Below are 22,636 nucleotides of genomic sequence, written 5' to 3' on the forward strand. Positions count from 1 at the left end.
TCGCCATCGGGGAGGAAACAGGGACGGATGCCGTCCAAAACCCGTCACATAATGCAGCGTGAAGCGGGGCAGGTGGGGCGATCCGGCGGCTGCAGGGATGAAGCGCCGCCGGTATCTCTTCGGATCAGGCGCGCGCTTCCGGCGTATAGCCCGCAGCGGTGATGATTTCGGCAATACGTGCTGCATCGGAGACGCCGCCAACCACAACCGTGCGGCTTGCCGGATCGGCATGCACGGCAGCGCCGGGAACGGTCTTTTCGATCGCACCCTTGATCACTCCGGCGCAGTGACCGCAGGTCATGTCTTCAACGTGAAAAGAAAGGTCTGCATCAACCGGTGCCGTGGTGGTTTCGGCGTGATGCTGGTGAGCGGTGCACATAGGCGGTTCTCCATGGTTTGGAATTCTAACAGGAGCAGCCTGGACTATTCCAACGTGGGAAGGTCAAGCGCTTTATTCGCTGGCGCTCAACAAGTGTGCCATGACATCAGCTGCGCCAGAAGATCGGCATCAGCAGCACCAGAACCGTCAGGATTTCCAGACGTCCGAGCAGCATCAGGACCGAGAGGAGATAAAGGGCGGGATCGCTGATAGTGGAGAAATTGCCCGCCGGGCCGATGATCGGGCCGATGCCGGGTCCGACATTGGCGAGCGAGGTCGCAACGGCCGAGGTGGCGGTCAGGAAATCGTAACCCATCAGGCTCATGGCAAGGCTGCCGGCGATCCACAGGGCGATGAAGCAGCTGACGAACAGGAAGATCGTCCGGATCGTATCGGGATCGACCACCTGCTGGCCGTAACGCACCGAATAGACCGCGTTCGGATAGATCAGCTTCTTCAGCCCGGCGCGCACCACGTTGAACATGATGAGAAAACGATAGGCCTTGATACCGCCTGCCGTCGAGCCGGAACAGCCGCCCATGAAGGTTGCGAAAAAGGCGACGACGACGACGAAAGGCCCCCAGAGCGTATAATCGTCGCTGGCAAAGCCGCCGGTCGAAAGGATCGAGGTCATATTGAAGAAGGAATGGCTGAGCGCGTCATCCAGCGGCACGCCGTTCCTGAAATGATGGTAGACGCCAACCGCAATCGAGATCGCACAGAGATAACCGAGGAAGACGGCGATTTGCGGGTCGCGCAGCGTTTCCAGCCGGCGGCGCACCGCAAGCAGGATCATGACCGAGAAGGGCAGGCTGCCGAAGATCAGGAAGATGGTGGCGATCCACAAGAGCGCCGTATTGTCGAAATAGGCGAAAGAAGCGTCATGGGTGGAGAAACCGCCGGTCGCGACCGTTGACATGGCATGGTTCAGCGCATCGAAATGCGACATGCCGGCAAAATCGTAAGCGATCGTACAGGCAAGCGTCATGATGATGTAAATGGCCACGAAAGCCCGGGTGAAGCTCGCCAGCCGCGCGAAAGGCCGGTCGTTGCCGGTATCGGAAGATTCCATGCGGAAGAAGGTCATGCCGCCGACGCGCAGCAGCGGCAGGATGAAGAGGCCGAGCGCCACGATACCTATACCGCCAAGCCAGCATAGCAGCGAACGCCAGAGAAGGATGCCCTGCGGCGCGTTGTCGAGACCGGCAATGGCTGTCGATCCCGTCGTCGTAATGGCGGAAACGGATTCGAACAGCGCCTGACCGAGCGTCAGGTTGAGTTCGGACAGGTAAAGCGGAACCGCGCCGACAATGGAAAACACCAGCCAGAGCAGGTTGACGAGCAGAAAGCCGAAACGTTTGTTGAAGGCCGCAATCGGCCCGCGCGTCGCCAGCGCGCAGGCAAGCGCAAAGCCCCCGCACATGAAACCCGACAGCGCAAACACCATCCAGTCGTCATTGCCGTAATAAAGATCGGTGAGCGCCGGCAGGAACATGGCCGTCGCCATGTAAAGCCCGAAGATGGACGCCACATATATGACCGAGCGCAGAAGGTTGCTGTTCAAGAAATGAAACCCGGAGTTTGTTGCCGCGCTGAAATGAGTCTTTGTCTCGGACGTCTTCCTATGGCATAGCGGGTGCCATTATGAATTTCAATGGATTGACTATCGTGGACAAGCAGCTTGTGGAAGCAGCGCGGCGAGAAGTGCGGGAAATATTCCCGGAAACGCCGTTGCAGTTGAATGAACATCTCAGCCGTCGGTATGGCGCGTCGATTTGGCTGAAGCGTGAGGATCTGTCCCCGGTTCGTTCCTACAAGATTAGAGGCGCATTCAACTTCCTGCGCAAGGCGGTGGCCAAGGCCGGCAAGAACAAGGTTTTCGTCTGTGCTTCGGCCGGCAACCATGCTCAGGGCTTTGCTTTCGCCTGCCGTCATTTCGGTGTTCACGGCGTTGTTTTCATGCCGGTGACGACACCGCAGCAGAAGATCGAAAAGACCCGCATCTTCGGCGGCGAATTCATCAGCATCCGTCTGGTGGGCGATATATTCGACCAGTGTTATGCCGCCGCCCGCAAATATGTTGAGGACAATGACGGCTACATGGTGCCGCCCTTCGATCATGAGGACATCATCGAAGGCCAGGCGACCGTCGCCGCCGAGATCATGGATCAGCTTCCGGAAGGCACGAAGCCGGATATCGTCGTCATGCCCGTTGGCGGCGGCGGTCTTTCTGCCGGTCTTTCGGGCTTTCTCGCCGGCACGGTCCGCAAGGAGAACTTCGTGTTCTGCGAGCCGGAAGGGGCGCCGAGCTTGAAGAAAAGCCTCGAACGCGGCGAACCGGTGACGCTCACCAAGGTCGACAATTTCGTCGACGGCGCCGCCGTCGCCCGCATCGGCGACCTGAACTTCAAGGCCCTGAAGGATTTTCCGGCCGAGCAGGTCATGCTCATCCCGGAAAACGCCATCTGCGTGACGATCATCGAGATGCTGAACCTCGAAGGCGTGGTGCTGGAGCCGGCCGGCGCACTGGCGATTGCCGCGCTGGAAAAGCTCGGCCGCGAGAGGCTGGAAGGCAAGACGGTCATCGCCGTGGTTTCCGGTGGCAATTTCGATTTCGAGCGTCTTCCGGATGTGAAGGAACGCGCCATGCGTTATACGGGTGTGAAGAAATACTTCATCCTTCGCCTGCCGCAGCGCCCCGGCGCGCTGCGCGATTTCCTCAACCTGCTCGGCCCGGATGACGATATCGCCCGTTTCGAATATCTGAAGAAATCGGCCCGCAATTTCGGTTCGATCCTGATCGGCATCGAAACCAGCGCGAAGGAAAACTTCGCCGGGCTGCTGGAGCGCTTCGAAGCCGCCGGTCTCGGTTATGAGGACATCACCGAAAACGACATCCTGTCGAACCTGATCATCTGATCGGGGAGCGAAAGGCAGGGAAGGGCGGATCGCCTCCGCCCTTCAAACGTGACACAGATTGAGGGAGTGAAAGCCATGGCATCGTTTTTTTCCAAAATCCTCTCGGCCTTCGGCTCCGGCCAGCCGTCCTCCGACGCGCCGCAGAAGACGGCCCAGGCGGAGCCGCATGCGCATGGCGACTATCTGATCTATGCGACGCCGATCAAGGAAGGCGGCCAGTTCCGCCTGGCGGGCCGCATCGAAAAAAAGGCTGGCGATGAAGTGCTGGTGCATGAATTCGTGCGCGCCGACGTCTTCACCAGCATGGACGATGCGGTTGAGTTCACGATCCGCAAGGCGAAGCTCATCATCGACCAGAACGGCGCTTCGCTTTTCCCAGGAAAATGATGACGCATTCTTGCCGCGGATATTAAGATTCCGTTGTTTGCTTCGGCCTATCGTCTCTAGAGAGCATGGAGTCGCGCCAATCAACCCGCGCGATGTGGATCGATAGGGCATGTGCCGATGCAATGGGCAAATCTGGCCCTCTTTCTGACGGAGGCCATCGTCTATTTTTCGGTAATGACGGCATTCCTTCATTACCGGCATATTCTCGGCATTGGTGTTTTTCTCACCGCGCTGGGCGTCATGCATTTTCTGGAGACCTATCTGGCGGCCGTCTTTTACGTGCAGCTGCCGTTCGGTGTGGCGTCGCCCGGCTCCTCGATCCTTTTTGCCGGCAAGCTGATGATGATCCTCATGCTCTATATGCGGGAGGACGCGGCGGTCGTTCGACAGCCGATCTACGGGCTGTTTCTCGGCAATATAGTGACAGTCGCCATGGCGCAGATCATCCGTTTCCATCAGACGGTGGCGATCGTTCCCGGGCAATCGGTCAGCACCGCATTTCTGGATGAGATGGGTGTGCTGATGGTCTGGGGAACCAGCCTGCTTTATATCGACGCCATCGCCATCATCCTGTTTTACGAAAAGCTGGGGCGTTATCTGCAGCGCCATATCGTGCTGCGCTTCGCGATCTGCGGCGTCGTTATCCTGAGCTTCGATCAGGCGGGTTTTTATGGGGCGCTGCGATTGTTGTTCAACGCACCTCTCGATGTCTTTTACGATGGCTGGAAGGCGAAGATGGCGGCAGTCGGCATCTATTCGCTGCTGTTTGCCACCTATCTCTGGCTAACATCGGCCAAGGGCCGCTTTCTGACACGCCGCAGCGTTGCCGATGTCTTCAATGATCTCACTTTCAGGGAACGTTACGAGGAACTGCTGTCCCGCTCCGGACGCGATATGCTGACCGGCGTATCGGACCGCGCCCGCATGGAGCTCGATGCGCCGTCCGTCGTCGTGGAGTGCTTGGAGAAAAAGCGGCCGGTGAGCGTGCTGATTGTCGATATCGATCATTTCAAGACCGTCAACGATACGTTCGGGCACCTGCAGGGCGATGAGATCTTGCGGGAATTCGCCGCCGTCCTGAAGCGTGCCGTGCAGCCGCTGGGGCATCTTTACCGCTTCGGCGGCGAGGAATTCGTGGCCCTCCTGCCGGCGATGACGCATGAAACGGCGCTGGCATTTTCGGACAGTCTCCGGGCCGCGATCCTTGCGGACCTGCAGCGGCCGGACGGTTCGCCGCTGACCGTCAGTATCGGCGTCGCCACCGCTTTCGAGGATGGACAGCTTTTCCGTGCGCTCTTGTCGGAGGCCGATGCGCGGCTCTATGCGGCAAAAAATAACGGCCGGGATCAGGTCCACGGCCGTTACGGAATGTGGGTCGGCTGATACCGGCAATCCTGGCCGGCATCAGCCCGACATTCGATGTGCCTCAGGCGGCCTGCGCCAGCTCGGCAACCTTGGCTTCAGCGGCAGCCACAGCCTTTTCGACGGCTTCCGGACCGAATGCCAGGCCTTCGACATAGATGACTTCCACATCCGTCATGCCCATGAAGCCGAGAACGGTCTTCAGGTAAGGAACGGCATGGTTCATCGATACGGCCGGGCCTTCGGAGTAAACGCCGGCAGCGGCCAGAACGATGTAGACCTTCTTGCCAGTGGCGAGGCCGACCGGGCCGGTTTCGGTGTATTTGAAGGTCTGGCCGGCGCGGGCGACATTGTCGATCCACGACTTCAGGCCGGAATAAATGTTGAAATTGATGAGGCCGGTGCCGATGACGACGGTGTCGGCTGCCAGAAGCTCGGTCACCAGCTTGTCGGAATAATCGGCGGCAACCGCTTCTTCGGCGGTGCGCTGGTCGGGCGCCTTGCGAATGGCGGCGGTCTTGACGGTGTCGAGATGCGGGATCGGGTCAGCAGCGAGATCGCGGTGGACAAGGGTGTTGGAAGCCGACTTGGCCTTCAGCTTGTTTGCGAGTTCACCGGCAAACTTGTTCGAAACCGATTCGTCGCCACGCGGGCTGGAGGTGATGAGAAGAATGTTGGACATGGTCTTTCCTTGCATATGCGATGAATTGACGGGCGCCTTGGGAGGGCGGGAGAGCACGATGCCCTTCCTTTGCGCTCTATATGAAAAATTACTGCCATCAAGAAAACTGTGATAATGTGGAAGCAATCTATCGATGAAATGGATGGGACATGGACGCGAACCCAACACTCGATCAATTGCAGGTGTTTTTGACGGTTGCCGAGACCGGCAGTTTTTCCGCCGCGTCACGGGCGCTCAATCGTGCCCAGTCGGTGGTCAGCTACACCATCGCCAATCTCGAGGCGCAGCTTGAAGTGACGCTGTTCGAGCGCAGCGGCGTGCGCCAGCCGAAGCTGACGGATGAAGGCCGCGCCATGCTGGAGGATGCAAGGCGCATCGTCGCCGGCCTGCAGGAGATGCGCGCCCGCGCCAAGGGGCTGAAGCAGGGGCTTGAGGCGGAACTCTCGGTCGCCATCAGCACCATGGTGCCGGCGGAGGCCATGGTGGCCGTGCTGCGGGATTTTCGCCAGCAATTCCCAACCGTCACCCTAAGCCTCAATGTCGGCGAGCTGGGCATGGTCATGGAGATGGTGCTCTCCCGCAAGGCAGGTATCGGCATTGGCGGGGCGATGCTGCGCCAGGACGATGAACTCGTCGTCGAAAAGGTCGGCCATTCCTTCATGTTGCCGGTCGTCGCGTCGGATCACCCGTTGGCGCAGATCGAGCGGCCGCTGGGGCTTGCCGATGTGCGCGAGGAGGTTCAGCTTGTCGTCACCGATGCATCCGGCCTGACCAAGGGCCGCGATTTCAATGTGCTTTCCTACAAGACATGGCGGGTCAGCGATATCGCCACAAAATACCAGCTCATCAAGGGCGGTCTGGGTTGGGGCGGCCTGCCCGCATCGATCGTGCGGAACGACATCACCAATGGCAGCCTCAAGGCGCTTGAACTCGAAGCCTATGAACAGGGCGAATATCCGCTCTTTGCGCTGCGGCGGGTCGATTCACCTGCTGGCCCTGCCGGCCAATGGCTTGCCGAAGCATTTCAGCAACGCCTCTCTGCCTGCCCGAACCACAAGGATTTCAACGGGATGCTTGCGGCGCACAAGCAGAGGAGCATTTCTGTCGCCGCTGAGTGACATTGTCAAATTATATCTGGACCGAGCGTGGCCACCTTCTCCCCGGCGGGGAGAAGAAACGTGCGGCAACCTCGGCGCTATGCCAGCAAGGCCAATTGACGTGGGCGGGTCGCCTGCCTATACCTAAATCACGGTCAGCAGTTCACCGAGGCATCGCCGTCCCGCAAGGGAAGCTAAACCTGCATTTTTAAAGTTTGACAGCACTTATCCCGTGCCATGTCGGAAGCCGGCGATCAGCGACACCTTTTCGGAATGGCACTTGAGGGTAAGTCATGCCACGTTCGATCCTTTCCATTGATATCGCCGACCTCTCGACTTTCGCCAAATCCGTCCGCGAACAGATCGGCAGGCTGGACCGAAAGCCAAGCCATGTGGAGATGCTCAATCTTCTGAGCCGGGCTGCCGGGTTCCGAAATTTCCAGCACTTGCGAGCCTCGCGCGAGCCATCCGATGACAGCGGACCATCCCGGCCTGAGATGCTGCCGGCAGCTAATGAGGGCAGGGTGCTGAAGACCGTTCGTGTCTTCGACGCCGCAGGCCGGCTGATGCAATGGCCGGCCCGCCGCTCCCAGCAGGAACTGTGCCTCTGGTATCTATGGGCAAAAATTCCCGCCGGGCGGAGCTTTTCCGAGCGCGAATTCAGCAGCTTTCTGGATAGTCTGCACCTGTTCGGGGATGCGGCCATGCTGAGGCGCGATATGGTCGGCCTCAAGCTCATCCGCCGTAACCGTGACGGCAGCGATTATCGGCGCATCGAGCAGAAACCGCCATTGGAACTGCCGCTTCTGCTGCGAGCGCTCGGTGGGCGCGAATAGGGAAATGCCCTCCCGACGACAAGTCGGCGGGAGGGCCTCTATCGTTAAAGAACCAGACGGAACTTCGCGAAACCTTCCGCGCCGTCGCCGGCATCCTCGATCTTTGCGCCCTTGATATCGGCCGCGTAGTGGCGGCCCTTGGGGCCGGTCTCGAAGATCGCCGTGGTATTGGCCACCGGCGCGAAGGACCAGTTGGCATCCGCAGACGGGTTGATGGTGCCCTGATCGATGATATAGCGCACGATCACGTCGCGGTTGGTATCGGGGGCGACGAAGATCACCTTGTCGCCTGCGATATCGGGGAATTTGCCGCCACCGCTGGCCCGGTAATTATTGGTCGCCACCACGAATTTCTGTTCGGGATCGATCGGCTTGCCTTCAAATTGCAGGTTGACGATGCGGTTGCTGTCCGGGTTGACGGCCTTGCCGTCCTTGTCGAATTTCGCCGGTTTGGAAATGTCGATCTGATAGGTGACACCGTCGATGACATCGAAATTATAGGACGGGAAGTCCGCATTCAGCAGCGGCGCATCCTTTGCGCCGGCCTCGACCGTATTGAACATGCCCGCCGACATTTCCAGCCAGTTCTTCACCTGCGCGCCGTTGATCAGCACCGCCTGCACCGTGTTGGGGTAGAGGTAAAGATCGGCGACATTCTTGATGGCGATGTCACCGGCGGGGACATCGGTATAATAATCCGCACCGCCGCGGCCGCCGGACTTGAAGGGGGCTGCTGCCGAAAGCACGGGCAGATCCTTATATTGCCCTTCCTTCAGCATGTCCTTGATGTACCAGGTCTGGGCATTGGAGACGATCTGCACGGAAGGGTCGTCGGCCACCAGCGCGAAATAGGAATAGAGCGGTGCGGAGGTCTTGCCGACGGGACGGCGCACATAGGCAAGGGCAGCCTCGTGATCGGTCTTGGCGGCGGCGAGGACTTCCGCCTTGTCGGTGAAATCGGCGACGACCTTGCGGTTTTCGTCGCGGTGGTAGATCGGCCGGGCTTCGGAGGTGAAGTCGACGATCTTCCAGCTCTTGCCGTCCTTTTCGAGCAGCAGGTCGATGAGGCCCATATGCGAGCCCCAGAAACCGGCCATTACCGCCGGCTTGCCCATCAGCGTGCCCTTGACGGCATCTGCACCCTCGATGCCGTCCCAGGTCTTCGGACCGGGGAAGACCAGATGCTGGTGGCCGGTGAATATCGCGTCGATGCCTTCGACACCCGCCAGATAAAGCGAGGCGTTTTCCATGCGCTCGGTCTGGCCCTTGCCGTCGATACCGGAATGGGAAAGGGCGATGACGATATCCGCCCCTTCCTCCTTCATGACCGGAACCCAGGCTTTCGCCGCCTCGACAATATCGCGCGTCTGCGCCTTGCCCTCGAGGTTCTTGGAATCCCACATCATGATCTGCGGCGGCACGAAGCCGATGATGCCGACCTTGACCGGGCTCGTCACGCCGCCGCCGTCGCGGATCTGCTTTTCCAGAATGACATAGGGCTTGAAGAACAGTTCGTCGTTCTTCGGATCGGAAGCAAGCTGACCCTTGGTGAGATTGGCGCAGACGTAAGGGAAACCCGCACCCGCCAACGTGTTCGACATATAGTCGAGACCGTAATTGAATTCGTGGTTGCCGAGCGTGCCGCAATCGTAACCCAGCACGTTCATGGCGTTGATCACGGGGTGCTTGTCGCCGGCCTTCATGCCGCGCTCATAGGCGATATAGTCGCCGAGCGGGTTGCCCTGCAGGAAGTCGCCATTGTCCACCAGCATTGAGTTTCCGGCTTCGGCGCGGATGGTGTCTATGATCGAGGCGGTGCGCGCCAGTCCCATCGTGTCGTTCGGCTTGTCGGCGTAATAATCATAGGGAAAGACGTGAACATGGATATCGGTCGTTTCCATGATGCGCAGATGCGCCTGGTTGGCCGCCGCACGCGCAGCAAAAGGGTGCAGCATCACCAGCGCCGAGGAGGCTGCAATGCCGCCCAGAAGCGAACGCCGGGTAATGGGATGGAGAGCGAGAAGCGACGACATGGGAACTCCTTCGGATGAAGCTTGCTCTGTCTTGAAAAATGACAGGGTAGAAGCAATCGCAGAGGAGTCCATCACCAAAATGACAGGCCCGTGACAGATGGGCCGGTTTTCAACCGTTTGATAAATTTTTTATCACGGGAGTGCGGCGCAGGTGTCGCCGCACCGGAGAATGCGCATCGTTTGCTCTGCGCATTGCTGTGCCCTGGATCAGCGGGCGAGGGTCGGCTTCACCTCTTCGTGGAAGAAGCGGAAATAGGAGGAGAGCTGCGCCAGCGTGTTGGTGGAAAGCTTGAGCTGCAGGCCGAGGCGGTTCATGTGCTGCCATTGCACGACGCCCTCGATGAAGCCCAGATCCTCACTCTGCACCTTGACCCGGCTGCCCTTGGCGGCGGCGAAAGGTCCGTCCAGCTCGAGCGCCATTCCGGTGGCGGAAAGATCGACCACACGCCCTCTGGTCGACTGGCTGAAATAATGCACGGTCGCAAAAATCCTGGTCTTGCTGCGGGGCGCGGTCCGTGTCGCCATATTGAGGTTGTTTGTCATTTTGCTGCTCAAATCAATTGTTTCCGATACCTGCATCATGGCGCGGAAAGCTTGAGAGCCGTTTAGTTCTTCTCTTAAAATTGCATGTAATTGCCGATTATGCTGTGTCGATACGGCACTGATAGCAATTATTGCGGGCGGAGCGCACATGCACATAAGCGACATCCGCGCGCTCAAGAAGGTGTCGCGCGCGAGAAACGATCTCGCCTGTCGCCGTCACCGCGCCGGTGCCGTAGACGATGCGGTCATCGGCTCCATAACCGCGCACGATATAATCGGGGCTGTCCAGCATCGGCGGAATGGCCTGCGTCTGCGGATAGCGCTCACAGGCGTCGGCATGCAGAAACACCGGGCCCGTTTCCGCATAGGGCTGCAACGAGGGAAAGGGCCGGTAGGCGAGGATCAGCATCCCTTCGCCTTCCCCGATCTGGGAAAGGCAGTGGCGGCAGGGCATGCCGCCGGGAGAAACGGCTTTCTCCGGCGGATTGCCATAGGCGTCGGCGGCTCCCGCCCGGTAGGCTTCGGCTTCCTTAGCCGGCATTGCAGTGAAAACGAGATCGGTCATGGCGGAGACCTCCTTGGTTGGGATCGGCGTTGCTTCTTTGCAGCTATGGTCCCGAAACGGATCACTATCCACCCGATTCTTGACAGGCGATGCAACCAGCCCATTGCGTGACTCGTTAGCTTCGGGAATCAGTGACGCTCCTCGTTCCCGGAAGGTCTGATTTTATGTTACGTCGTTTTCTGGCCGCCGTTCCGCTGGCTTTCGTTTCGTTGACGGCTCCGCTTGAGGCCGAGGCGCAGGTCGTCTCCGGTCTCGATGGCCTGTCCGACGAACAGCTTCAGCAGGCGGTCAATTTCGTCATCGGCAATGCGATCTTCTCGCTATATCACGAGGGCGCGCGCATGCTGATTTCGGATTTCGGAACGGCGGACACGGCAAGTGTGCAGGCGCCGGCCGATCAACTGGCTGGCACGCTCATCCTCCAGGCCAACGAGGAATGGCTCGACACCGCGCTCGTCAATGCCACGGACAGCTGGTATCTGGCGCGTGAGGCGGAGACCTTGCCTGAGCACGAAGCCCCGGTCTTCTCTGCGCTGGTGCCCGACAGGAGCCGCGATCGCAACATGGCCTGCCTGATGGTCGGCCGTGACAAGGACGGTTATGGCGATCTGGCCGCCATGATGGGGCTCAACAATGCCGAATTCGACAAATGCGCCGCCGCCTATCCGGGCGTTGCTTCGGCCTGGGAGAGTTTTCTCGCGCCCCACCGCAGCCAGACGCCTTCCAGATTTTCCGTCAGCTACGTGCCGCCGCGCGACCCGGACCTTGAGCCCTACGCCATCATGATCAAGGAATCGAAGGTTCTCGATCTCATCAGCCGCAGTTTCAGCAGCTATGGCCTGAAGGGGGACGTCAAGTTGACGGCCAAGTCCTGCGGCCGTCCCGATGTCTACTGGTCGGCGGAAAAGCGCGAGATCACCTATTGCTATGAACTCGGCAAGTTCCAGGCGGAACTGATTGCCGATCACCTGCTGAACACCGTCACGGAAGACAAGGGCGCTGCCGGCGGGCAAATCCCGACCGCCGCCGCTAATCTGGAACGGGAAATCTGAGGCCGGATTGCCGGACGCTGGCAATCTGGCTTCCCGATATGGGAGGAGAGTGCCATGCCGAAGGTTGTCGTTCGCAATTTCGCCATCTCGCTTGACGGATACGGCGCGGGGCCAGACCAGAGCCTGCAGAACCCGCTGGGTGTAAACGGCGAAGAGCTGCACCAATGGCTTGTCACAGGAATCTAGCCGACGCGCGTCTGCGCGGCGAGAGAGTCCTTTTCAGCCCAAGGATTTGGGCTGACTGGATTCCTGTGACGAGCACAGGAATGAGGGGGTGGGGACCAGACACTCCTTATCGGAGAATGGCACGCGTTGCTCTCAATGGCGCTACTCAGTTGCGCAGCGATATCTCCAGAAGCTCTGTATCGGCAAGCGGCTCTACCCAGGCCTCATAGGTGCCGACGGGCGAAAAGCCCATCATCTGGTAAAGCTGCAGCGCGCGCGGATGGTCGAGCGTGTTGGTGGTCACCGTCACCCGTTGCGGATTGTCCTGCCAGGCGGCGTAAAGCGCCTGCAACAGGAACCATTTGCCGACGCCTGCGCCGATCGCCTCTTCGAGCAGCCCGAAATAGGAAAGCTCGGTCACCTCGTCGCTCGCCTTGTTCAGTTCGAAGAAACCGGCGGGCGCACCGTTCATATAGAGAACCGTAACGCTGTTTTTCGGATCGCGCAGAATGGCGGAAAGCTCCGCATCGCTCATGCGCATGCGCTTCTGCCAGTGCCAGCGTTTCCCCACCCGCCAGTAAAGATAGCGGTAGAAATGCAGGGGAATATTGTTGACCCGCATCAGCGCCGTCTGGATGTTCACGGGGATCGGCAGGCTGACCTTCGGCGGCGCCGTCATTTCCAGCTGCGTCACATGCGCCTTCAGCGGTCCGTGCGACAATGTGGGGATTGCATCCGCCGGACCGGTAACCACCGGCGTATCCTGCAATCCGCCCCATTCCGACCATGAGCCGTCGTAAAGCGAATTATCCTTGTGACCGAGCGATTCCAGCGCCAGCGTAATGACGGCGGCGGTGACGCCCGAACCGCAACTGGTGACGACGGGCTTCGAAAGATCGATACCGGCATCGGTCACCATCTTGCGGATGGCGGTGAGGTCCTTGAAGTGGCCGTTTTCGGAAAAGGCTGTCGCGGGCAGACTGCGCGCGCCGGGCATGTGGCCGGAACGCATGCCGGCACGCGGTTCGGCCTCGTCGCCGGTAAAGCGTCCGGCGCCACGGGCGTCGGCAATCTGCTTTTCACCGCTGTCGACGATGCCGCGCATGGCGCCAAGCGAGGTTACGCGCTTCTCGTTGAAGTCAGGCGTAAAGGTTGCCGGCTCGATTTCCGGCGTACCCGCCTCAAGCGGCCGGCCTTCGCGCTTCCAGCCGTCGAGACCACCATCCAGCACATAGGCCTTGCGCACGCCCATCACCCGGAGCATCCACCACACGCGCGGCGCGGAAAAGAAACCGGGACCATCGTAAACCACGATCGTATCGGTGTCGCTGAGGCCAAGCGCGCCAGCCTGTTCCGCGAAGAATTCCGGCGAGGGCAGGGAATGCGGCAGGCCGGTGGTATGATCGGCGATTTTGTCCTGATCGAAAAATACCGCGCCGGGCAAATGGCCGGCTGCGAATTCTTCCGCACCGTTGCGCTTGTGCGCCGGCAGATACCAGGAGGCATCAACGACACGAAACCCGGCCGTGCCGAGCTGCTTTTCCACCCAGTCCGCCGAAACGACGAAACGGCTCTTATCCGTGCTCACGATGTTTCTCCCAATCTCAGGCAACAGCTTCAGGCGCGCCGAAACGAATGCGGAACCGCCTGTTCTCCTTGCCCTTCTTTTCTATCTTGGCAATGTGAATATCGCCCACTTCCTGCGTTTCGGAAACATGGGTGCCGCCGCAGGGCTGGCTGTCGATGCTGGAATTTTCGCCGATGCAGACGAGGCTGACCCGGCCAAGGCCCATTGGCGGGCGCACATTCTTGGATTTGACGATGCCCGGATTGGCCTGCAATTCCTCGTCGGTGATCCATTGAAGGAAGACCGGATGGTTGGCTTTTACCAGCTCCATCAGCTTTGCCGTCACTTCGTCCTTGTCGATGGTTTCTGACATGTCGAAATCGACACGCGATTCATCCTCGCCGACGGCGGCTCCGGTGATCGGCCACTGGCAGACGACGGATAGCAGATGGCAGGCGGTGTGCATGCGCATCAGCTTGTAGCGACGCGGCCAGTCCACATGCAGGGTCAGTTTTTCGCCGATCTCGGGGGAAGACTGGCCTTCAAGCGGCACATGGACGATCACGCTCTTGTCGGCACCGTTTTTGGTGATGCCGAGTTCGATGCGCGAACCATCGGCCCGCTCGAGAAAACCGCTATCGCCCGGCTGGCCGCCGGAAGTGGCGTAAAAGCAGGTCTGGTCAAGCTCTATGCCGCCATCCTCATGCACCGCCGTGACGATCGCTTCTGCGGTGGAAAGATAAAAATCGTCACGGAACAGGGCATTCACAGGCATTTCGGCATGTCCTCAAACGGTTTCGTACGGAACCGCAATCTCGCTTTTCGTCGCCAGCCATTGCGGAATCGGAAGCCCCTTGGAGCGCAGGAAATCCGGATTGAAAAGCTTCGACTGATAACGATTGCCGTAGTCGCACAGTATCGTCACGATTGTATGCCCCGGACCGAGCTCGCGGGCAAGGCGGATTGCGCCGGCAATGTTGATGCCGGAGGAGCCGCCAAGGCAAAGGCCTTCCTTCGTCACCAGGTCGAACAGAACCGGCAGCGCTTCCGCATCCGAAATGCGATAGGAGAAGTCAGGCGTAAAACCTTCCAGATTGGCGGTGATGCGCCCCTGTCCGATGCCTTCGGTGATGGACGAGCCTTCGGATTTCAGCACGCCGTGCTTGTAAAATTCATAGAGAGCCGCACCCTCGGGATCGGCAAGGCCGATCTTGATGTCGGGGTTGAAATCGCGAAGGCCATCGGCCACGCCCGCAAGCGTCCCGCCGGAACCGACCGAGCATATGAAGCCATCGACCTTGCCATCCGTCTGGTCCCAGATCTCAGGGGCCGTCGTTTCGATATGGGCCTGACGGTTGGCGATATTGTCGAACTGGTTGGCCCAGATCGCGCCGTTCTCATCAGTCGCTGCAAGCTGTTTTGCCAACCGCCCGGAGACCTTCACGTAATTGTTCGGGTTGGAATAGGGAGCGGCCGGAACTTCGACCAGTTTGGCGCCGAGAAGCTTCAGCGCGTCCTTCTTTTCCTGGCTCTGCGTCTCGGGAATGACGATGACCGTCTTATAGCCCAGCGCATTGGCGACCAGCGAAAGACCGATGCCGGTATTGCCCGCAGTACCCTCCACGATGGTGCCGCCCGGCCGCAGCTGACCGCGCCGCTCGGCGTCGCGGATGATATAGAGTGCGGCGCGATCCTTCACCGACTGGCCGGGATTGAGGAACTCCGCCTTGCCGAGGATTTCACACCCCGTCGCTTCAGAGGCGGCTTTCAGACGGATGAGCGGCGTGTTGCCGATAGCACTGAGCGCAGAGGAGTGAATGGTCATGATTGAGCCTTCTTGTCTGAGCGGAAATTAGGTGCCGTTATGTCCCGTTACAACCGCCTCAAGGCAAGAAATTATCTTCCCGGCTTTGGCTTAGCCACGCAAAATTTTGCCGATACCCAATTTTATGCGTTCTTCTTGACGTCGGCATAGGCCGCAAGCGCTCTTTCCCGCGCTTTTCCATGGTCGACGATCGGCAGCGGATAGGTCTTGCCAAGTTCGATGCCCGCCTTCTTCAAGGCCTCTTTCGGCGCTTCGAACGGCTTGTGGATGTATTTTCGCTCAAGCTTTTCCAACTCCGGCACGAAATGGCGCACATAGTCGCCATCGGCGTCGAATTTTTCGCCCTGCAATATGGGGTTGAAGATGCGGAAAAACGGCGAGGCGTCCGCGCCCGAACCCGCCACCCATTGCCAGTTGGCGGCGTTGGAGGCCGGGTCCGCATCGACAAGCGTGTCGCGGAACCATTTCTCACCCTTCCGCCAGTCGATCAGCAGATGTTTAATGAGGAAGGAGGCCACGATCATACGCACCCGGTTGTGCATGGTGCCGTGTTTCCACAATTGCCGCATGCCGGCATCGACGATGGGGTAACCTGTCATGCCGCGCGTCCACGCCGTGAAGGATTTTTCATCGTCTCGCCAGCGGAAGGCGTCGAAACTGTCGTTCCAGTTCTTTTCGTCCAGTTCGGGAAAATGAAACAGCAGGTGGTAGCAGAATTCGCGCCAGACGATTTCCTTGCGAAAACGGCTGATATCGTTTGAGGCGATATGGCGGGAAAGCCCCTTCGTCGCGTGCCAGACGGTAGAAGGCGATATTTCGCCGGACGCCAGATGCGGCGAAAGCAAAGAGGTGGCGTCCTTTGCCGGAAAGTCGCGGCCTTCTTCATAACCCTTCAAAGCGCCATCGATGAAATCGTCAAGTTTTTCCCGCGCCCCGCTTTCGCCGGGAGACCATATGTCGCCGAAGTGTTTCGCCCAGTCCGGCTTGGTGGGTAACAGTTTCCAATCGCCGGGCTTTTCCGATTTCGGCCACGTCTCCGGCGCCTTCAGACCCTTCGGCGCATCCGCCGGCGCATGCGGCTCCTCGCCGCCCTCCAGCGCCCGCCAGAAGGGCGTATAGACCCGGTAGGGACCGCCGGATTTCGTCTGCAGCCTCGATGGCTCATGCAGCAGATGGCCGGAGAAGCTGTGAACGGTCAGGCCGTCATCCCGAAGCGTCTGTTTCAGCGCCTTGTCCGTCGCCATACCGGCGGGATCGTATCGGCGGTTCCAGAATACCGCCTCCGCGCCGGTTTCCGATATCAGATGGCGCAATGTCTCGCCGGCGTCGCCGCTGAGAAGCACGAGGCGACTGCCGATTTTCTCCAGTGCGGCGGTGAGGGACGTGAGGGAGTGATGAAGCCACCATTCCTGTGCGCCGCCCAGCGGGCCGCATGATTTTTCCCTGATATAGACGGGGATGACGGGGCCGCCATGCTCCACGGCGGCAAGCAGGGCGAGATTGTCCGAAAGGCGCAGGTCCTTGCGGAACCAGACGATGGCGGGGGAGGCTGTTGTCGGCATGAAAGGACCCGGTTCACTTCCGCTTGAACGAGTGTTGAAACGCTTTGTTCCGCAAATCGGCTAGAATGGAAAGATGGAGGCGCATGGTTTTTCGAGGGTTATTTTTTCGCCCTTGAAACCGCTGATAAAGGGAACCAACTGGAGGAGCCGGCGTTTGTCGCGGGTTAATAGAGCATGGAAGTGCAATCAATGTTGCTGAATGACGTTAAGTGGGAAAAGCCCGTTACCATCTCCCTTGAAAACGGTGCTCCCAGGATTTTCAATGGCGTTTACGAAGCCTTCGATTTTCTCCAGCACGAATGGCCTGAGCGTGGCGACAAGGTGCATGAACAGGCGCTGCGTCTGTGCCGCGCCTCGCTGATGGGCGACGTGGCGGGGGAAATTGCCCGCACGGCCTTCGTTGCCGCCAGCCGGCAGGCGCAGTGCCTTGTGGAAGAACCGGGCAAAATCGCGTCCTGAACGGATTTTCGGAACTGATGCGTATAAGGCCACCCGCCAAAAAACGGGTGGCCTTGTTTGTTGAGGAGCAGGAAACGGGTTGTTTCGAATGCGGGATATGGCATCGTGCATGCGAAAAAGCGGATGAGCGACGGCAATGAGCAACCACTACGGCTATATTGTTTTTCCCACAGCCCTCGGCCATTGCGGCCTTGCATGGGCGGGGCGGGGCATTGTGCGCCTGCAGTTGCCCGGCTCTGACGCCGGCGAGACCGAAAAACTCCTCCAGAAGCGCCTGCCATCCGCCTCCATCGCCGTTCCCGAAACACGCACGCGTGAGGTGATTGCAATGATCACCCGTTATTTCGGCGGCGAGGAGATCGATTTTACCGCCGTCGAACTCGATCTCGCCGGGCAGGAGCGCTTTTTCCTCGATGTTTACGCCGTTGCGCGGCAGATCGGCTGGGGCGACACGACGACCTATGGCGGCATCGTAAAGACCCTCGGTCTCGGCATGGAAAAAGCCCGCGATGTCGGTCAGGCCATGGCGAAAAATCCGGTGCCGCTGATCATTCCCTGCCACCGGGTTCTTGCCGCCGGCGGCAGGCTTGGCGGCTTCTCCGCACCGGGCGGAACCACCACCAAATTGCGTATGCTGGATCTTGAAAATGCCGGCCGCAGCCGCGTCGATGAGGCGCAGGGCAGCCTGTTTTGAAGCAATGACAGATCAGCGCACATGAATAGGCGTCTGATTTCTGCCCATTTCTCGTCAAATTGTCGCTAAATTGTCACAATACACGGGCGCCCTCTAACATAAGGGCGAGACGTTTGAGAGTATCCGCGTTAATTCTATCGGTTGCCTTGTCTTTTACAGTTGCTGCATCGGCCTCTGCCGGCATGCTGAACCAGGCAGAAAAATACACTGGGCTGCATGAGTCCAAGAACAACAAGAGCCTCAAGAACATTCTTGGCGCAAATCCCCGCAGCACCCCATGGTGCGGCCTTTTCCTGCATGCGGTCGCCAGCAAGGCCGGCCGGCAATCTCCCAAATCCTATGGATTTGCGAAGTCCTGGACATCCTTCGGTTATGCCGTGCCCGTCAGTCAGGCGAAGCCCGGCGATGTCGTCGTCATTCGCAACGGCCGTGGTTACCATGCCGGCATTTTGAAGAGCATGAGCGGCAAGACCGCCCAGATCCTTGGTGGCAACCAGTCCGGCCGGGTGCAGGTGTCGAACTTCAACCGCAAGGCCATCGTTTCGGTCCGCCGATAAATCTCCTGACATTTTTGACGGCATTTTTCGATAAAGGCGGGCTTTGACCCGCCTTTTCCGTTTTTGGGCCTAGGGTTGCTCTCTGGTGCCCGGCGCTGCGTCGCGCTGATCGTCGTCTTCCAGATCGGTTGCCACGATAAAGGCATCCTCATGCTGCCGCGCCGCTTGCCTGCGGGCACGAAGGCTGATCGATTCATCCGGATAGATTTCACTGTCTTTGGACTTCAGCTCGCTGTCGGTTTCAAAATTCGCCACGTCTTTTTGTTGAATATCGAGAGGTTCGGGATTTCTGGGCCTGGTGCCGGTCATCGGAATTCTCCTGCTGTTGTCGGGAAGCAAACGATCGGCCGGCAAGGGCGGTTCCTTCGCTCCTCGCGAAATCCGCATTTACGGCTGTCGGAGGCGGAACAAACTCTGGCTTTTTCGGGTTTTCCATGGGCAGAATAAAGCCGGTGCCACGAAAAGAGGGAGGCCGTTATGGACCACGATCGCGAAGCCAAAATCCGGGAAAGAGCCCGCGCAATATGGGAGAAGGAAGGAAGACCGGAGGGACACCACGAACGGCACTGGATGGAAGCGGAGCAGGAAGTCTCCAGTAACGCAGGCAAGACGAAATCGGCCAGCAAAAGCGGCACAAAAAAATCCCCCGCCGCCAAAGCACCGGCCAAAAAACCGAAGTCACCGGCCGTAAAGTCGCTTCAGAAAGAGCAGAAGGCATCTCATCCCGAGAAGGATGACGATTTGACCGAGAGCCTTGAAGAAAGTTTCCCCGCAAGCGATCCACCGGCGCTCACCAATACAACACGGGCAACGAAACGCGCACCGAAGAAAGCCTGAAGTCTTCAGGCGCAAAAAGCGCGATACGTCAATCCGGCCGGGAAGAAAGCCGTCTTACGCTCTTCATCACATGTTTTGAGAGAAATGGCTCCCCGGGCCGGATTCGAACCGGCGACCTGTCGATTAACAGTCGAATGCTCTACCGCTGAGCTACCAGGGAACGTCCACCGCTTGGCGCGGTGTGAGCGGGGTAATACAAATGCTTTTCCGATTTGCCAAGCGGTTTTTTCAAAAAAAACGCATTCCTCTTGTTTTATCCCTCCAGAGTCCCGATTTTCCGGGCTTATCGCCGGTGAAAAAATTATCCACAGGCCAGATGCAAAAGGGCAGGATGGAATGAAATTCGGTATCGACCACAGAACGCACCGCCTGCATGTCGGAAAATGGAGCTTTGCCATGCCGCGTTCGCGCGTCGGCAGGATTGCGACGGGCTCGGCGCTGGTGGTGGGCGGAACGCTGGGTTTCCTGCCCGTTCTCGGCTTCTGGATGATTCCGCTCGGTCTCGTCGTGCTTTCCCACGATCTGCCGGCGGTTCGCCGCCAGCGGCGACGGCTGGCGGTCTGGTGGGCATCGCGGCAGAACCGCCGCGACACCCGCAATGGTGGCCGGCAATAGGTCTTATGCGCCGATGGAGCTGCTGATGCCCTGGCTGGCCCAGAAGGCCGCATAGGCGAGCGCTGCGAAATAAATCGCCGTCAGCCCCAGAAACAGGTAGCCGCCGAGCACGGTGACGCCATCCCTCTGAATCATCCCGGCTGAAAAAAGCAGGATCGCAACGCCTGGAAGGGTGTTGGAGAAGGGAATGAAGCCGAGCGGCATCATCAGCAATACGCCCGCTGTCATCAGCGCAAGCCCGTTTATGCGGTTGGCGATGATGCCGCTCGTCAGCGCGGGAATGCGCGGGCGGATGAAACCGTCGAGCTTGGAGACGATGGCGACGCCTTTTTGAAGGGCTGGAACGAGCTTTGCCGTCTCCATCTGCCGGTCGAGGATTTTTGCCGGCAGCCATGGTAGGCGGTTGAGGGTGATTGCGAGGCTGACAAGAATGATCGCCGCACCAAAGACCGTGCTGACGCCGGGAATGGAAACCGGGATGAGAAAAGGCAGGGAGGCGATTGCGCAGATAAGCAAAAGGCCCTGTTCGCCGATCGCTTCCATCAACTCGCGCAACGTGATCGTCTGACCCTGCAGCTTTCCTATCAGCTTCTCAAGCGTCGTGCTGAGCTTTTCAGACGTATCAGTGAATGCGAATTCGTTCGTCATGCGGCTTCCCGGAAGTTGTTTAACTCCGGGATTGATAACATCCATCCGGCCCGATGCCTATCGCCGATAGAAAAGGAGCCTCATCACATTTGGTCGCGCGGTTCGCCTGGATCAGTGCGAAACCCAGTTGCTGTAGGCGCCTGCAAGAAGAACCACCAGCAGAATGACAAGTATGACCGGATTGATCGATGTAACGAAGTTTACATAGTCCATGATAACTTCCTCCTCATTCCTCCACCTCGTATTCTACAGCAAAAAGGCGAGTTCATCTACCGCAGGGTGAAATTTCGCATTGCAACAACCGGCTTGCGGTGAGGGCTGGAAATGCTCGTCTTTATGATTTTTTGCGATGCAAAAATAAATTTTCCAACATTTGCCATTCTCTTGCGTTGTCTCTAATCCTCATTCGGGGTTGGTCTCTCCGGCCCGCTGGCAACCGCATGAATCACCGCCGATATGCCTTGGCTCCCGCCCGCCTTCACTCCGCAACACTCTTCCCCGGAGACACGACATGCTGAAAAACATCTACGCCTGGACGATGGCGCTCGCCGCGCGCAAAACCGCCGTGTGGTGGCTGGCAATCGTGGCTTTCGTGGAAAGCTCCATCTTCGTCGTGCCTGCCGATGTGCTTTTCCTGCCCATGGTGCTGGCCAGGCCGAAAAAGGCGATGTTTTATGCGCTCGTGGCAACTGTCGCCTCGGTTCTCGGCGGCATCGCCGGCTGGTTCCTCGGTCATTATGCCTTTGAAAGCATCGCCCGACCCATTCTCGAATTTTACGGCAAGCTCGACAGCTTCGAGCATCTGAAGAACTCCGTGGATTACGAAACCATCGTTCTCCTGCTGGTGACATCGGGGCTTGCGCATCTGCCGCCGATCAAGGTCGTGACTATCCTTTCCGGCGCGGCCAATATCAGCCTTGGCCTGTTCATTCTTTCGGCGGTCGTCACGCGCGGCGCACGCTTTTTCATCCTTGCCGGATTGCTGCAGAAATACGGGGAATCGGTGCGTCATTTCATCGAAAAACGCCTTGGCGCCATCACCGCGGCGGCCGCCGCCGCACTCATCGCGGTCTATGCGGTTTACGTTTTCGTGCGTTGATCAAGCGCAAATTTTCTACTCTTACAATACTGTCGCATAACTTTCAGCTTACTGTCAGAATCCGCCTGTATCGGTTCTCTCGTCGAATGAGGGAACCGTTTTATTATGAGAAGATTCTGGAAGTGCTCCTTTGGGGGCATGGGTATTGCTGTGCTTGCGGCAGGCGGTTATCTCTACGCCATTCAGCTCCTGGGCAATTTTCACGAGGTTGTCGCGGGGCAGCTCTATCGCTCCAACCAGCCGAGCAATGAGCAGCTCGTCCGCTATACCAAAGACCACGGTATCAGGACGGTCATCAATCTGCGCGGCGCGAATGAATCCAAGGCCTGGTATCGCGATGAGGTCGAAACCGCCCGCGAGCTGGGACTTAATCATATCGATTTCGGCATGTCGGCAAGCCAGGAGCTTGACATGAACAGGGTCAACGAACTTGTCGCCATCATGCGCGATGCGCCGAAGCCCATTCTTATTCATTGCAAGGCCGGTGCGGACAGGACAGGCCTCGCCACCGCGCTCTATCTCAGCCGCGTGGCAAAGCTTGATGAGGAACAGGCGGAAAGCCAGCTTTCCTTCCGCTTCGGCCATATCGGCATTCCCTATCTCTCAGAAACCTACGCCATGGACCGGACCTGGGAAAACGCGGAAAAGATGCCCGTCGTCGACGATTTCGCCATCGCCTCCAACGAGTTCTGAAGTCGGCTCGGGCGCATTTCCCACAGGGCACACTTCAATGATCTGAACGGAATCTTGCGT

General features: G+C 58.8%; 25 protein-coding genes, 1 tRNA gene and 1 pseudogene. 14 read left to right on the forward strand and 13 right to left on the reverse strand.

The window, feature by feature from the left end; genetic code table 11:
- Positions 1 to 124: 124 nt before the first annotated feature.
- Positions 125 to 379, reverse strand: a complete 255-nt coding sequence (locus ACQZ60_RS05850) for a heavy-metal-associated domain-containing protein (protein ID WP_003521591.1) — start codon at positions 377 to 379, stop codon at positions 125 to 127.
- 106 nt (positions 380 to 485) lie between these two features.
- Positions 486 to 1,943: a TrkH family potassium uptake protein gene (locus ACQZ60_RS05855; protein WP_020811121.1), complete on the reverse strand. Its 1,458-nt coding sequence runs from the start codon at positions 1,941 to 1,943 to the stop codon at positions 486 to 488.
- An 80-nt stretch (positions 1,944 to 2,023) separates the two neighbouring features.
- Between ACQZ60_RS05855 and ilvA the strand changes: the two genes are divergently transcribed.
- The 3 genes from ilvA to ACQZ60_RS05870 all read left to right on the forward strand — a co-directional run bounded on the left by ilvA (position 2,024) and on the right by ACQZ60_RS05870 (position 5,068).
- On the forward strand, positions 2,024 to 3,298 hold the full coding sequence (ilvA, locus tag ACQZ60_RS05860) for a threonine ammonia-lyase (protein WP_020811122.1): 1,275 nt from the start codon (positions 2,024 to 2,026) through the stop codon (positions 3,296 to 3,298).
- Between the two features lie 75 nt (positions 3,299 to 3,373).
- Positions 3,374 to 3,685 carry an HlyU family transcriptional regulator gene (locus ACQZ60_RS05865; RefSeq protein ID WP_020811123.1) on the forward strand — a complete coding sequence of 104 codons (312 nt, stop codon included), beginning with the start codon at positions 3,374 to 3,376 and terminating at the stop codon, positions 3,683 to 3,685.
- A 117-nt stretch (positions 3,686 to 3,802) separates the two neighbouring features.
- Complete coding sequence (locus tag ACQZ60_RS05870) at positions 3,803 to 5,068, forward strand: GGDEF domain-containing protein (protein WP_020811124.1); 1,266 nt, start codon at positions 3,803 to 3,805, stop codon at positions 5,066 to 5,068.
- A 43-nt stretch (positions 5,069 to 5,111) separates the two neighbouring features.
- Here ACQZ60_RS05870 and ACQZ60_RS05875 read toward each other — a convergent pair whose 3' ends face one another.
- Positions 5,112 to 5,729, reverse strand: coding sequence for an FMN-dependent NADH-azoreductase (locus ACQZ60_RS05875; RefSeq protein WP_003521585.1), 618 nt, complete (start codon positions 5,727 to 5,729; stop codon positions 5,112 to 5,114).
- A gap of 149 nt (positions 5,730 to 5,878) precedes the next feature.
- Here ACQZ60_RS05875 and ACQZ60_RS05880 point away from each other — a divergent pair, with 149 nt between their 5' ends.
- Both ACQZ60_RS05880 and ACQZ60_RS05885 read left to right on the forward strand, forming a co-directional pair.
- Entirely contained in the window at positions 5,879 to 6,847 is a 969-nt protein-coding gene (locus ACQZ60_RS05880; protein ID WP_003521584.1) for a LysR family transcriptional regulator, read from the forward strand.
- A 272-nt stretch (positions 6,848 to 7,119) separates the two neighbouring features.
- Positions 7,120 to 7,662: a DUF2087 domain-containing protein gene (locus ACQZ60_RS05885; RefSeq protein ID WP_020811125.1), complete on the forward strand. Its 543-nt coding sequence runs from the start codon at positions 7,120 to 7,122 to the stop codon at positions 7,660 to 7,662.
- Positions 7,663 to 7,706: 44 nt separating this feature from the next.
- Here the strand turns inward: ACQZ60_RS05885 and ACQZ60_RS05890 are convergent, their stop codons facing one another.
- From ACQZ60_RS05890 to ACQZ60_RS05900, 3 genes are all read right to left on the reverse strand, one after another.
- The gene (locus ACQZ60_RS05890) at positions 7,707 to 9,695 is read right to left on the reverse strand and encodes a bifunctional 2',3'-cyclic-nucleotide 2'-phosphodiesterase/3'-nucleotidase (protein ID WP_020811126.1); all 1,989 of its coding nucleotides are present in this window, start codon (positions 9,693 to 9,695) and stop codon (positions 7,707 to 7,709) included.
- 207 nt (positions 9,696 to 9,902) lie between these two features.
- Entirely contained in the window at positions 9,903 to 10,238 is a 336-nt protein-coding gene (locus ACQZ60_RS05895; protein ID WP_003502271.1) for a PilZ domain-containing protein, read from the reverse strand.
- A gap of 97 nt (positions 10,239 to 10,335) precedes the next feature.
- Positions 10,336 to 10,803, reverse strand: a complete 468-nt coding sequence (locus ACQZ60_RS05900) for a DUF1203 domain-containing protein (RefSeq protein ID WP_448734900.1) — start codon at positions 10,801 to 10,803, stop codon at positions 10,336 to 10,338.
- A gap of 164 nt (positions 10,804 to 10,967) precedes the next feature.
- Between ACQZ60_RS05900 and ACQZ60_RS05905 the strand changes: the two genes are divergently transcribed.
- Both ACQZ60_RS05905 and ACQZ60_RS05910 read left to right on the forward strand, forming a co-directional pair.
- Entirely contained in the window at positions 10,968 to 11,855 is an 888-nt protein-coding gene (locus ACQZ60_RS05905; RefSeq protein ID WP_020811129.1) for a DUF4344 domain-containing metallopeptidase, read from the forward strand.
- Between the two features lie 54 nt (positions 11,856 to 11,909).
- A pseudogene (locus ACQZ60_RS05910) lies at positions 11,910 to 12,023 on the forward strand (DNA-binding protein); the annotation flags it as partial.
- A 163-nt stretch (positions 12,024 to 12,186) separates the two neighbouring features.
- Here the strand turns inward: ACQZ60_RS05910 and sseA are convergent.
- The 4 genes from sseA to ACQZ60_RS05930 all read right to left on the reverse strand — a co-directional run bounded on the left by sseA (position 12,187) and on the right by ACQZ60_RS05930 (position 16,974).
- Positions 12,187 to 13,608 carry a 3-mercaptopyruvate sulfurtransferase gene (gene sseA, locus ACQZ60_RS05915; protein ID WP_020811131.1) on the reverse strand — a complete coding sequence of 474 codons (1,422 nt, stop codon included), beginning with the start codon at positions 13,606 to 13,608 and terminating at the stop codon, positions 12,187 to 12,189.
- A 16-nt stretch (positions 13,609 to 13,624) separates the two neighbouring features.
- The gene (locus ACQZ60_RS05920) at positions 13,625 to 14,362 is read right to left on the reverse strand and encodes an alanyl-tRNA editing protein (RefSeq protein WP_020811132.1); all 738 of its coding nucleotides are present in this window, start codon (positions 14,360 to 14,362) and stop codon (positions 13,625 to 13,627) included.
- A gap of 12 nt (positions 14,363 to 14,374) precedes the next feature.
- Positions 14,375 to 15,412, reverse strand: coding sequence for a cysteine synthase A (locus tag ACQZ60_RS05925; RefSeq protein WP_003521575.1), 1,038 nt, complete (start codon positions 15,410 to 15,412; stop codon positions 14,375 to 14,377).
- A 122-nt stretch (positions 15,413 to 15,534) separates the two neighbouring features.
- Complete coding sequence (locus tag ACQZ60_RS05930) at positions 15,535 to 16,974, reverse strand: cryptochrome/photolyase family protein (protein ID WP_020811134.1); 1,440 nt, start codon at positions 16,972 to 16,974, stop codon at positions 15,535 to 15,537.
- A gap of 189 nt (positions 16,975 to 17,163) precedes the next feature.
- Here ACQZ60_RS05930 and ACQZ60_RS05935 point away from each other — a divergent pair, with 189 nt between their 5' ends.
- The 3 genes from ACQZ60_RS05935 (at position 17,164) to ACQZ60_RS05945 (ending at position 18,684) form a co-directional block, all read left to right on the forward strand.
- On the forward strand, positions 17,164 to 17,433 hold the full coding sequence (locus ACQZ60_RS05935; RefSeq protein WP_003521573.1) for a DUF982 domain-containing protein: 270 nt from the start codon (positions 17,164 to 17,166) through the stop codon (positions 17,431 to 17,433).
- Positions 17,434 to 17,569: 136 nt separating this feature from the next.
- Complete coding sequence (locus tag ACQZ60_RS05940; RefSeq protein WP_020811136.1) at positions 17,570 to 18,127, forward strand: methylated-DNA--[protein]-cysteine S-methyltransferase; 558 nt, start codon at positions 17,570 to 17,572, stop codon at positions 18,125 to 18,127.
- Between the two features lie 113 nt (positions 18,128 to 18,240).
- Positions 18,241 to 18,684, forward strand: a complete 444-nt coding sequence (locus ACQZ60_RS05945) for a TIGR02594 family protein (RefSeq protein WP_003521571.1) — start codon at positions 18,241 to 18,243, stop codon at positions 18,682 to 18,684.
- A gap of 69 nt (positions 18,685 to 18,753) precedes the next feature.
- On the opposite strand, the gene ACQZ60_RS05950 is transcribed toward ACQZ60_RS05945, so the two are convergent.
- Positions 18,754 to 18,993, reverse strand: coding sequence for a hypothetical protein (locus tag ACQZ60_RS05950; RefSeq protein WP_448734901.1), 240 nt, complete (start codon positions 18,991 to 18,993; stop codon positions 18,754 to 18,756).
- Positions 18,994 to 19,161: 168 nt separating this feature from the next.
- On the opposite strand from ACQZ60_RS05950, the gene ACQZ60_RS05955 reads away from it, so the two are divergent.
- A complete protein-coding gene (locus ACQZ60_RS05955) occupies positions 19,162 to 19,521 on the forward strand; it encodes a DUF2934 domain-containing protein (protein ID WP_020811138.1) in 360 nt (119 codons plus the stop codon).
- Between the two features lie 85 nt (positions 19,522 to 19,606).
- On the opposite strand, the gene ACQZ60_RS05960 is transcribed toward ACQZ60_RS05955, so the two are convergent.
- Positions 19,607 to 19,681, reverse strand: a tRNA-Asn gene (locus tag ACQZ60_RS05960).
- Positions 19,682 to 19,857: 176 nt separating this feature from the next.
- Between ACQZ60_RS05960 and ACQZ60_RS05965 the strand changes: the two genes are divergently transcribed.
- Positions 19,858 to 20,136 (forward strand): hypothetical protein, encoded by a 279-nt coding sequence (locus ACQZ60_RS05965; RefSeq protein WP_020811139.1) that lies wholly within the window; start codon positions 19,858 to 19,860, stop codon positions 20,134 to 20,136.
- 3 nt (positions 20,137 to 20,139) lie between these two features.
- On the opposite strand, the gene ACQZ60_RS05970 is transcribed toward ACQZ60_RS05965, so the two are convergent.
- Positions 20,140 to 20,784, reverse strand: a complete 645-nt coding sequence (locus ACQZ60_RS05970; RefSeq protein WP_448734902.1) for an exopolysaccharide biosynthesis protein — start codon at positions 20,782 to 20,784, stop codon at positions 20,140 to 20,142.
- 511 nt (positions 20,785 to 21,295) lie between these two features.
- Between ACQZ60_RS05970 and ACQZ60_RS05975 the strand changes: the two genes are divergently transcribed.
- Together ACQZ60_RS05975 and ACQZ60_RS05980 are read left to right on the forward strand one after the other, a co-directional pair.
- Complete coding sequence (locus ACQZ60_RS05975) at positions 21,296 to 21,883, forward strand: YqaA family protein (protein WP_059752579.1); 588 nt, start codon at positions 21,296 to 21,298, stop codon at positions 21,881 to 21,883.
- A 138-nt stretch (positions 21,884 to 22,021) separates the two neighbouring features.
- Positions 22,022 to 22,576 carry a dual specificity protein phosphatase family protein gene (locus ACQZ60_RS05980; protein ID WP_003521565.1) on the forward strand — a complete coding sequence of 185 codons (555 nt, stop codon included), beginning with the start codon at positions 22,022 to 22,024 and terminating at the stop codon, positions 22,574 to 22,576.
- The last annotated feature ends 60 nt before the right edge of the window (positions 22,577 to 22,636 follow it).

Source organism: Agrobacterium sp. 22-223-1, from assembly GCF_053522385.1.

What these genes read in the sequence shown, in the direction of transcription:
- ACQZ60_RS05850 (WP_003521591.1), bottom strand. Translation starts at nt 379, where the DNA reads ATGTGCACCGCTCACCAGCATCACGCCGAAACCACCACGGCACCGGTT.
- ilvA (WP_020811122.1), top strand. Translation starts at nt 2,024, where the DNA reads ATGAATTTCAATGGATTGACTATCGTGGACAAGCAGCTTGTGGAAGCA.
- ACQZ60_RS05865 (WP_020811123.1), top strand. Translation starts at nt 3,374, where the DNA reads ATGGCATCGTTTTTTTCCAAAATCCTCTCGGCCTTCGGCTCCGGCCAG.
- ACQZ60_RS05870 (WP_020811124.1), top strand. Translation starts at nt 3,803, where the DNA reads ATGCAATGGGCAAATCTGGCCCTCTTTCTGACGGAGGCCATCGTCTAT.
- ACQZ60_RS05875 (WP_003521585.1), bottom strand. Translation starts at nt 5,729, where the DNA reads ATGTCCAACATTCTTCTCATCACCTCCAGCCCGCGTGGCGACGAATCG.
- ACQZ60_RS05880 (WP_003521584.1), top strand. Translation starts at nt 5,879, where the DNA reads ATGGACGCGAACCCAACACTCGATCAATTGCAGGTGTTTTTGACGGTT.
- ACQZ60_RS05885 (WP_020811125.1), top strand. Translation starts at nt 7,120, where the DNA reads ATGCCACGTTCGATCCTTTCCATTGATATCGCCGACCTCTCGACTTTC.
- ACQZ60_RS05890 (WP_020811126.1), bottom strand. Translation starts at nt 9,695, where the DNA reads ATGTCGTCGCTTCTCGCTCTCCATCCCATTACCCGGCGTTCGCTTCTG.
- ACQZ60_RS05895 (WP_003502271.1), bottom strand. Translation starts at nt 10,238, where the DNA reads ATGACAAACAACCTCAATATGGCGACACGGACCGCGCCCCGCAGCAAG.
- ACQZ60_RS05900 (WP_448734900.1), bottom strand. Translation starts at nt 10,803, where the DNA reads ATGACCGATCTCGTTTTCACTGCAATGCCGGCTAAGGAAGCCGAAGCC.
- ACQZ60_RS05905 (WP_020811129.1), top strand. Translation starts at nt 10,968, where the DNA reads ATGTTACGTCGTTTTCTGGCCGCCGTTCCGCTGGCTTTCGTTTCGTTG.
- ACQZ60_RS05920 (WP_020811132.1), bottom strand. Translation starts at nt 14,362, where the DNA reads ATGCCTGTGAATGCCCTGTTCCGTGACGATTTTTATCTTTCCACCGCA.
- ACQZ60_RS05925 (WP_003521575.1), bottom strand. Translation starts at nt 15,412, where the DNA reads ATGACCATTCACTCCTCTGCGCTCAGTGCTATCGGCAACACGCCGCTC.
- ACQZ60_RS05930 (WP_020811134.1), bottom strand. Translation starts at nt 16,974, where the DNA reads ATGCCGACAACAGCCTCCCCCGCCATCGTCTGGTTCCGCAAGGACCTG.
- ACQZ60_RS05935 (WP_003521573.1), top strand. Translation starts at nt 17,164, where the DNA reads ATGTTGCTGAATGACGTTAAGTGGGAAAAGCCCGTTACCATCTCCCTT.
- ACQZ60_RS05940 (WP_020811136.1), top strand. Translation starts at nt 17,570, where the DNA reads ATGAGCAACCACTACGGCTATATTGTTTTTCCCACAGCCCTCGGCCAT.
- ACQZ60_RS05950 (WP_448734901.1), bottom strand. Translation starts at nt 18,993, where the DNA reads ATGACCGGCACCAGGCCCAGAAATCCCGAACCTCTCGATATTCAACAA.
- ACQZ60_RS05955 (WP_020811138.1), top strand. Translation starts at nt 19,162, where the DNA reads ATGGACCACGATCGCGAAGCCAAAATCCGGGAAAGAGCCCGCGCAATA.
- ACQZ60_RS05965 (WP_020811139.1), top strand. Translation starts at nt 19,858, where the DNA reads ATGAAATTCGGTATCGACCACAGAACGCACCGCCTGCATGTCGGAAAA.
- ACQZ60_RS05970 (WP_448734902.1), bottom strand. Translation starts at nt 20,784, where the DNA reads ATGACGAACGAATTCGCATTCACTGATACGTCTGAAAAGCTCAGCACG.
- ACQZ60_RS05975 (WP_059752579.1), top strand. Translation starts at nt 21,296, where the DNA reads ATGCTGAAAAACATCTACGCCTGGACGATGGCGCTCGCCGCGCGCAAA.
- ACQZ60_RS05980 (WP_003521565.1), top strand. Translation starts at nt 22,022, where the DNA reads ATGGGTATTGCTGTGCTTGCGGCAGGCGGTTATCTCTACGCCATTCAG.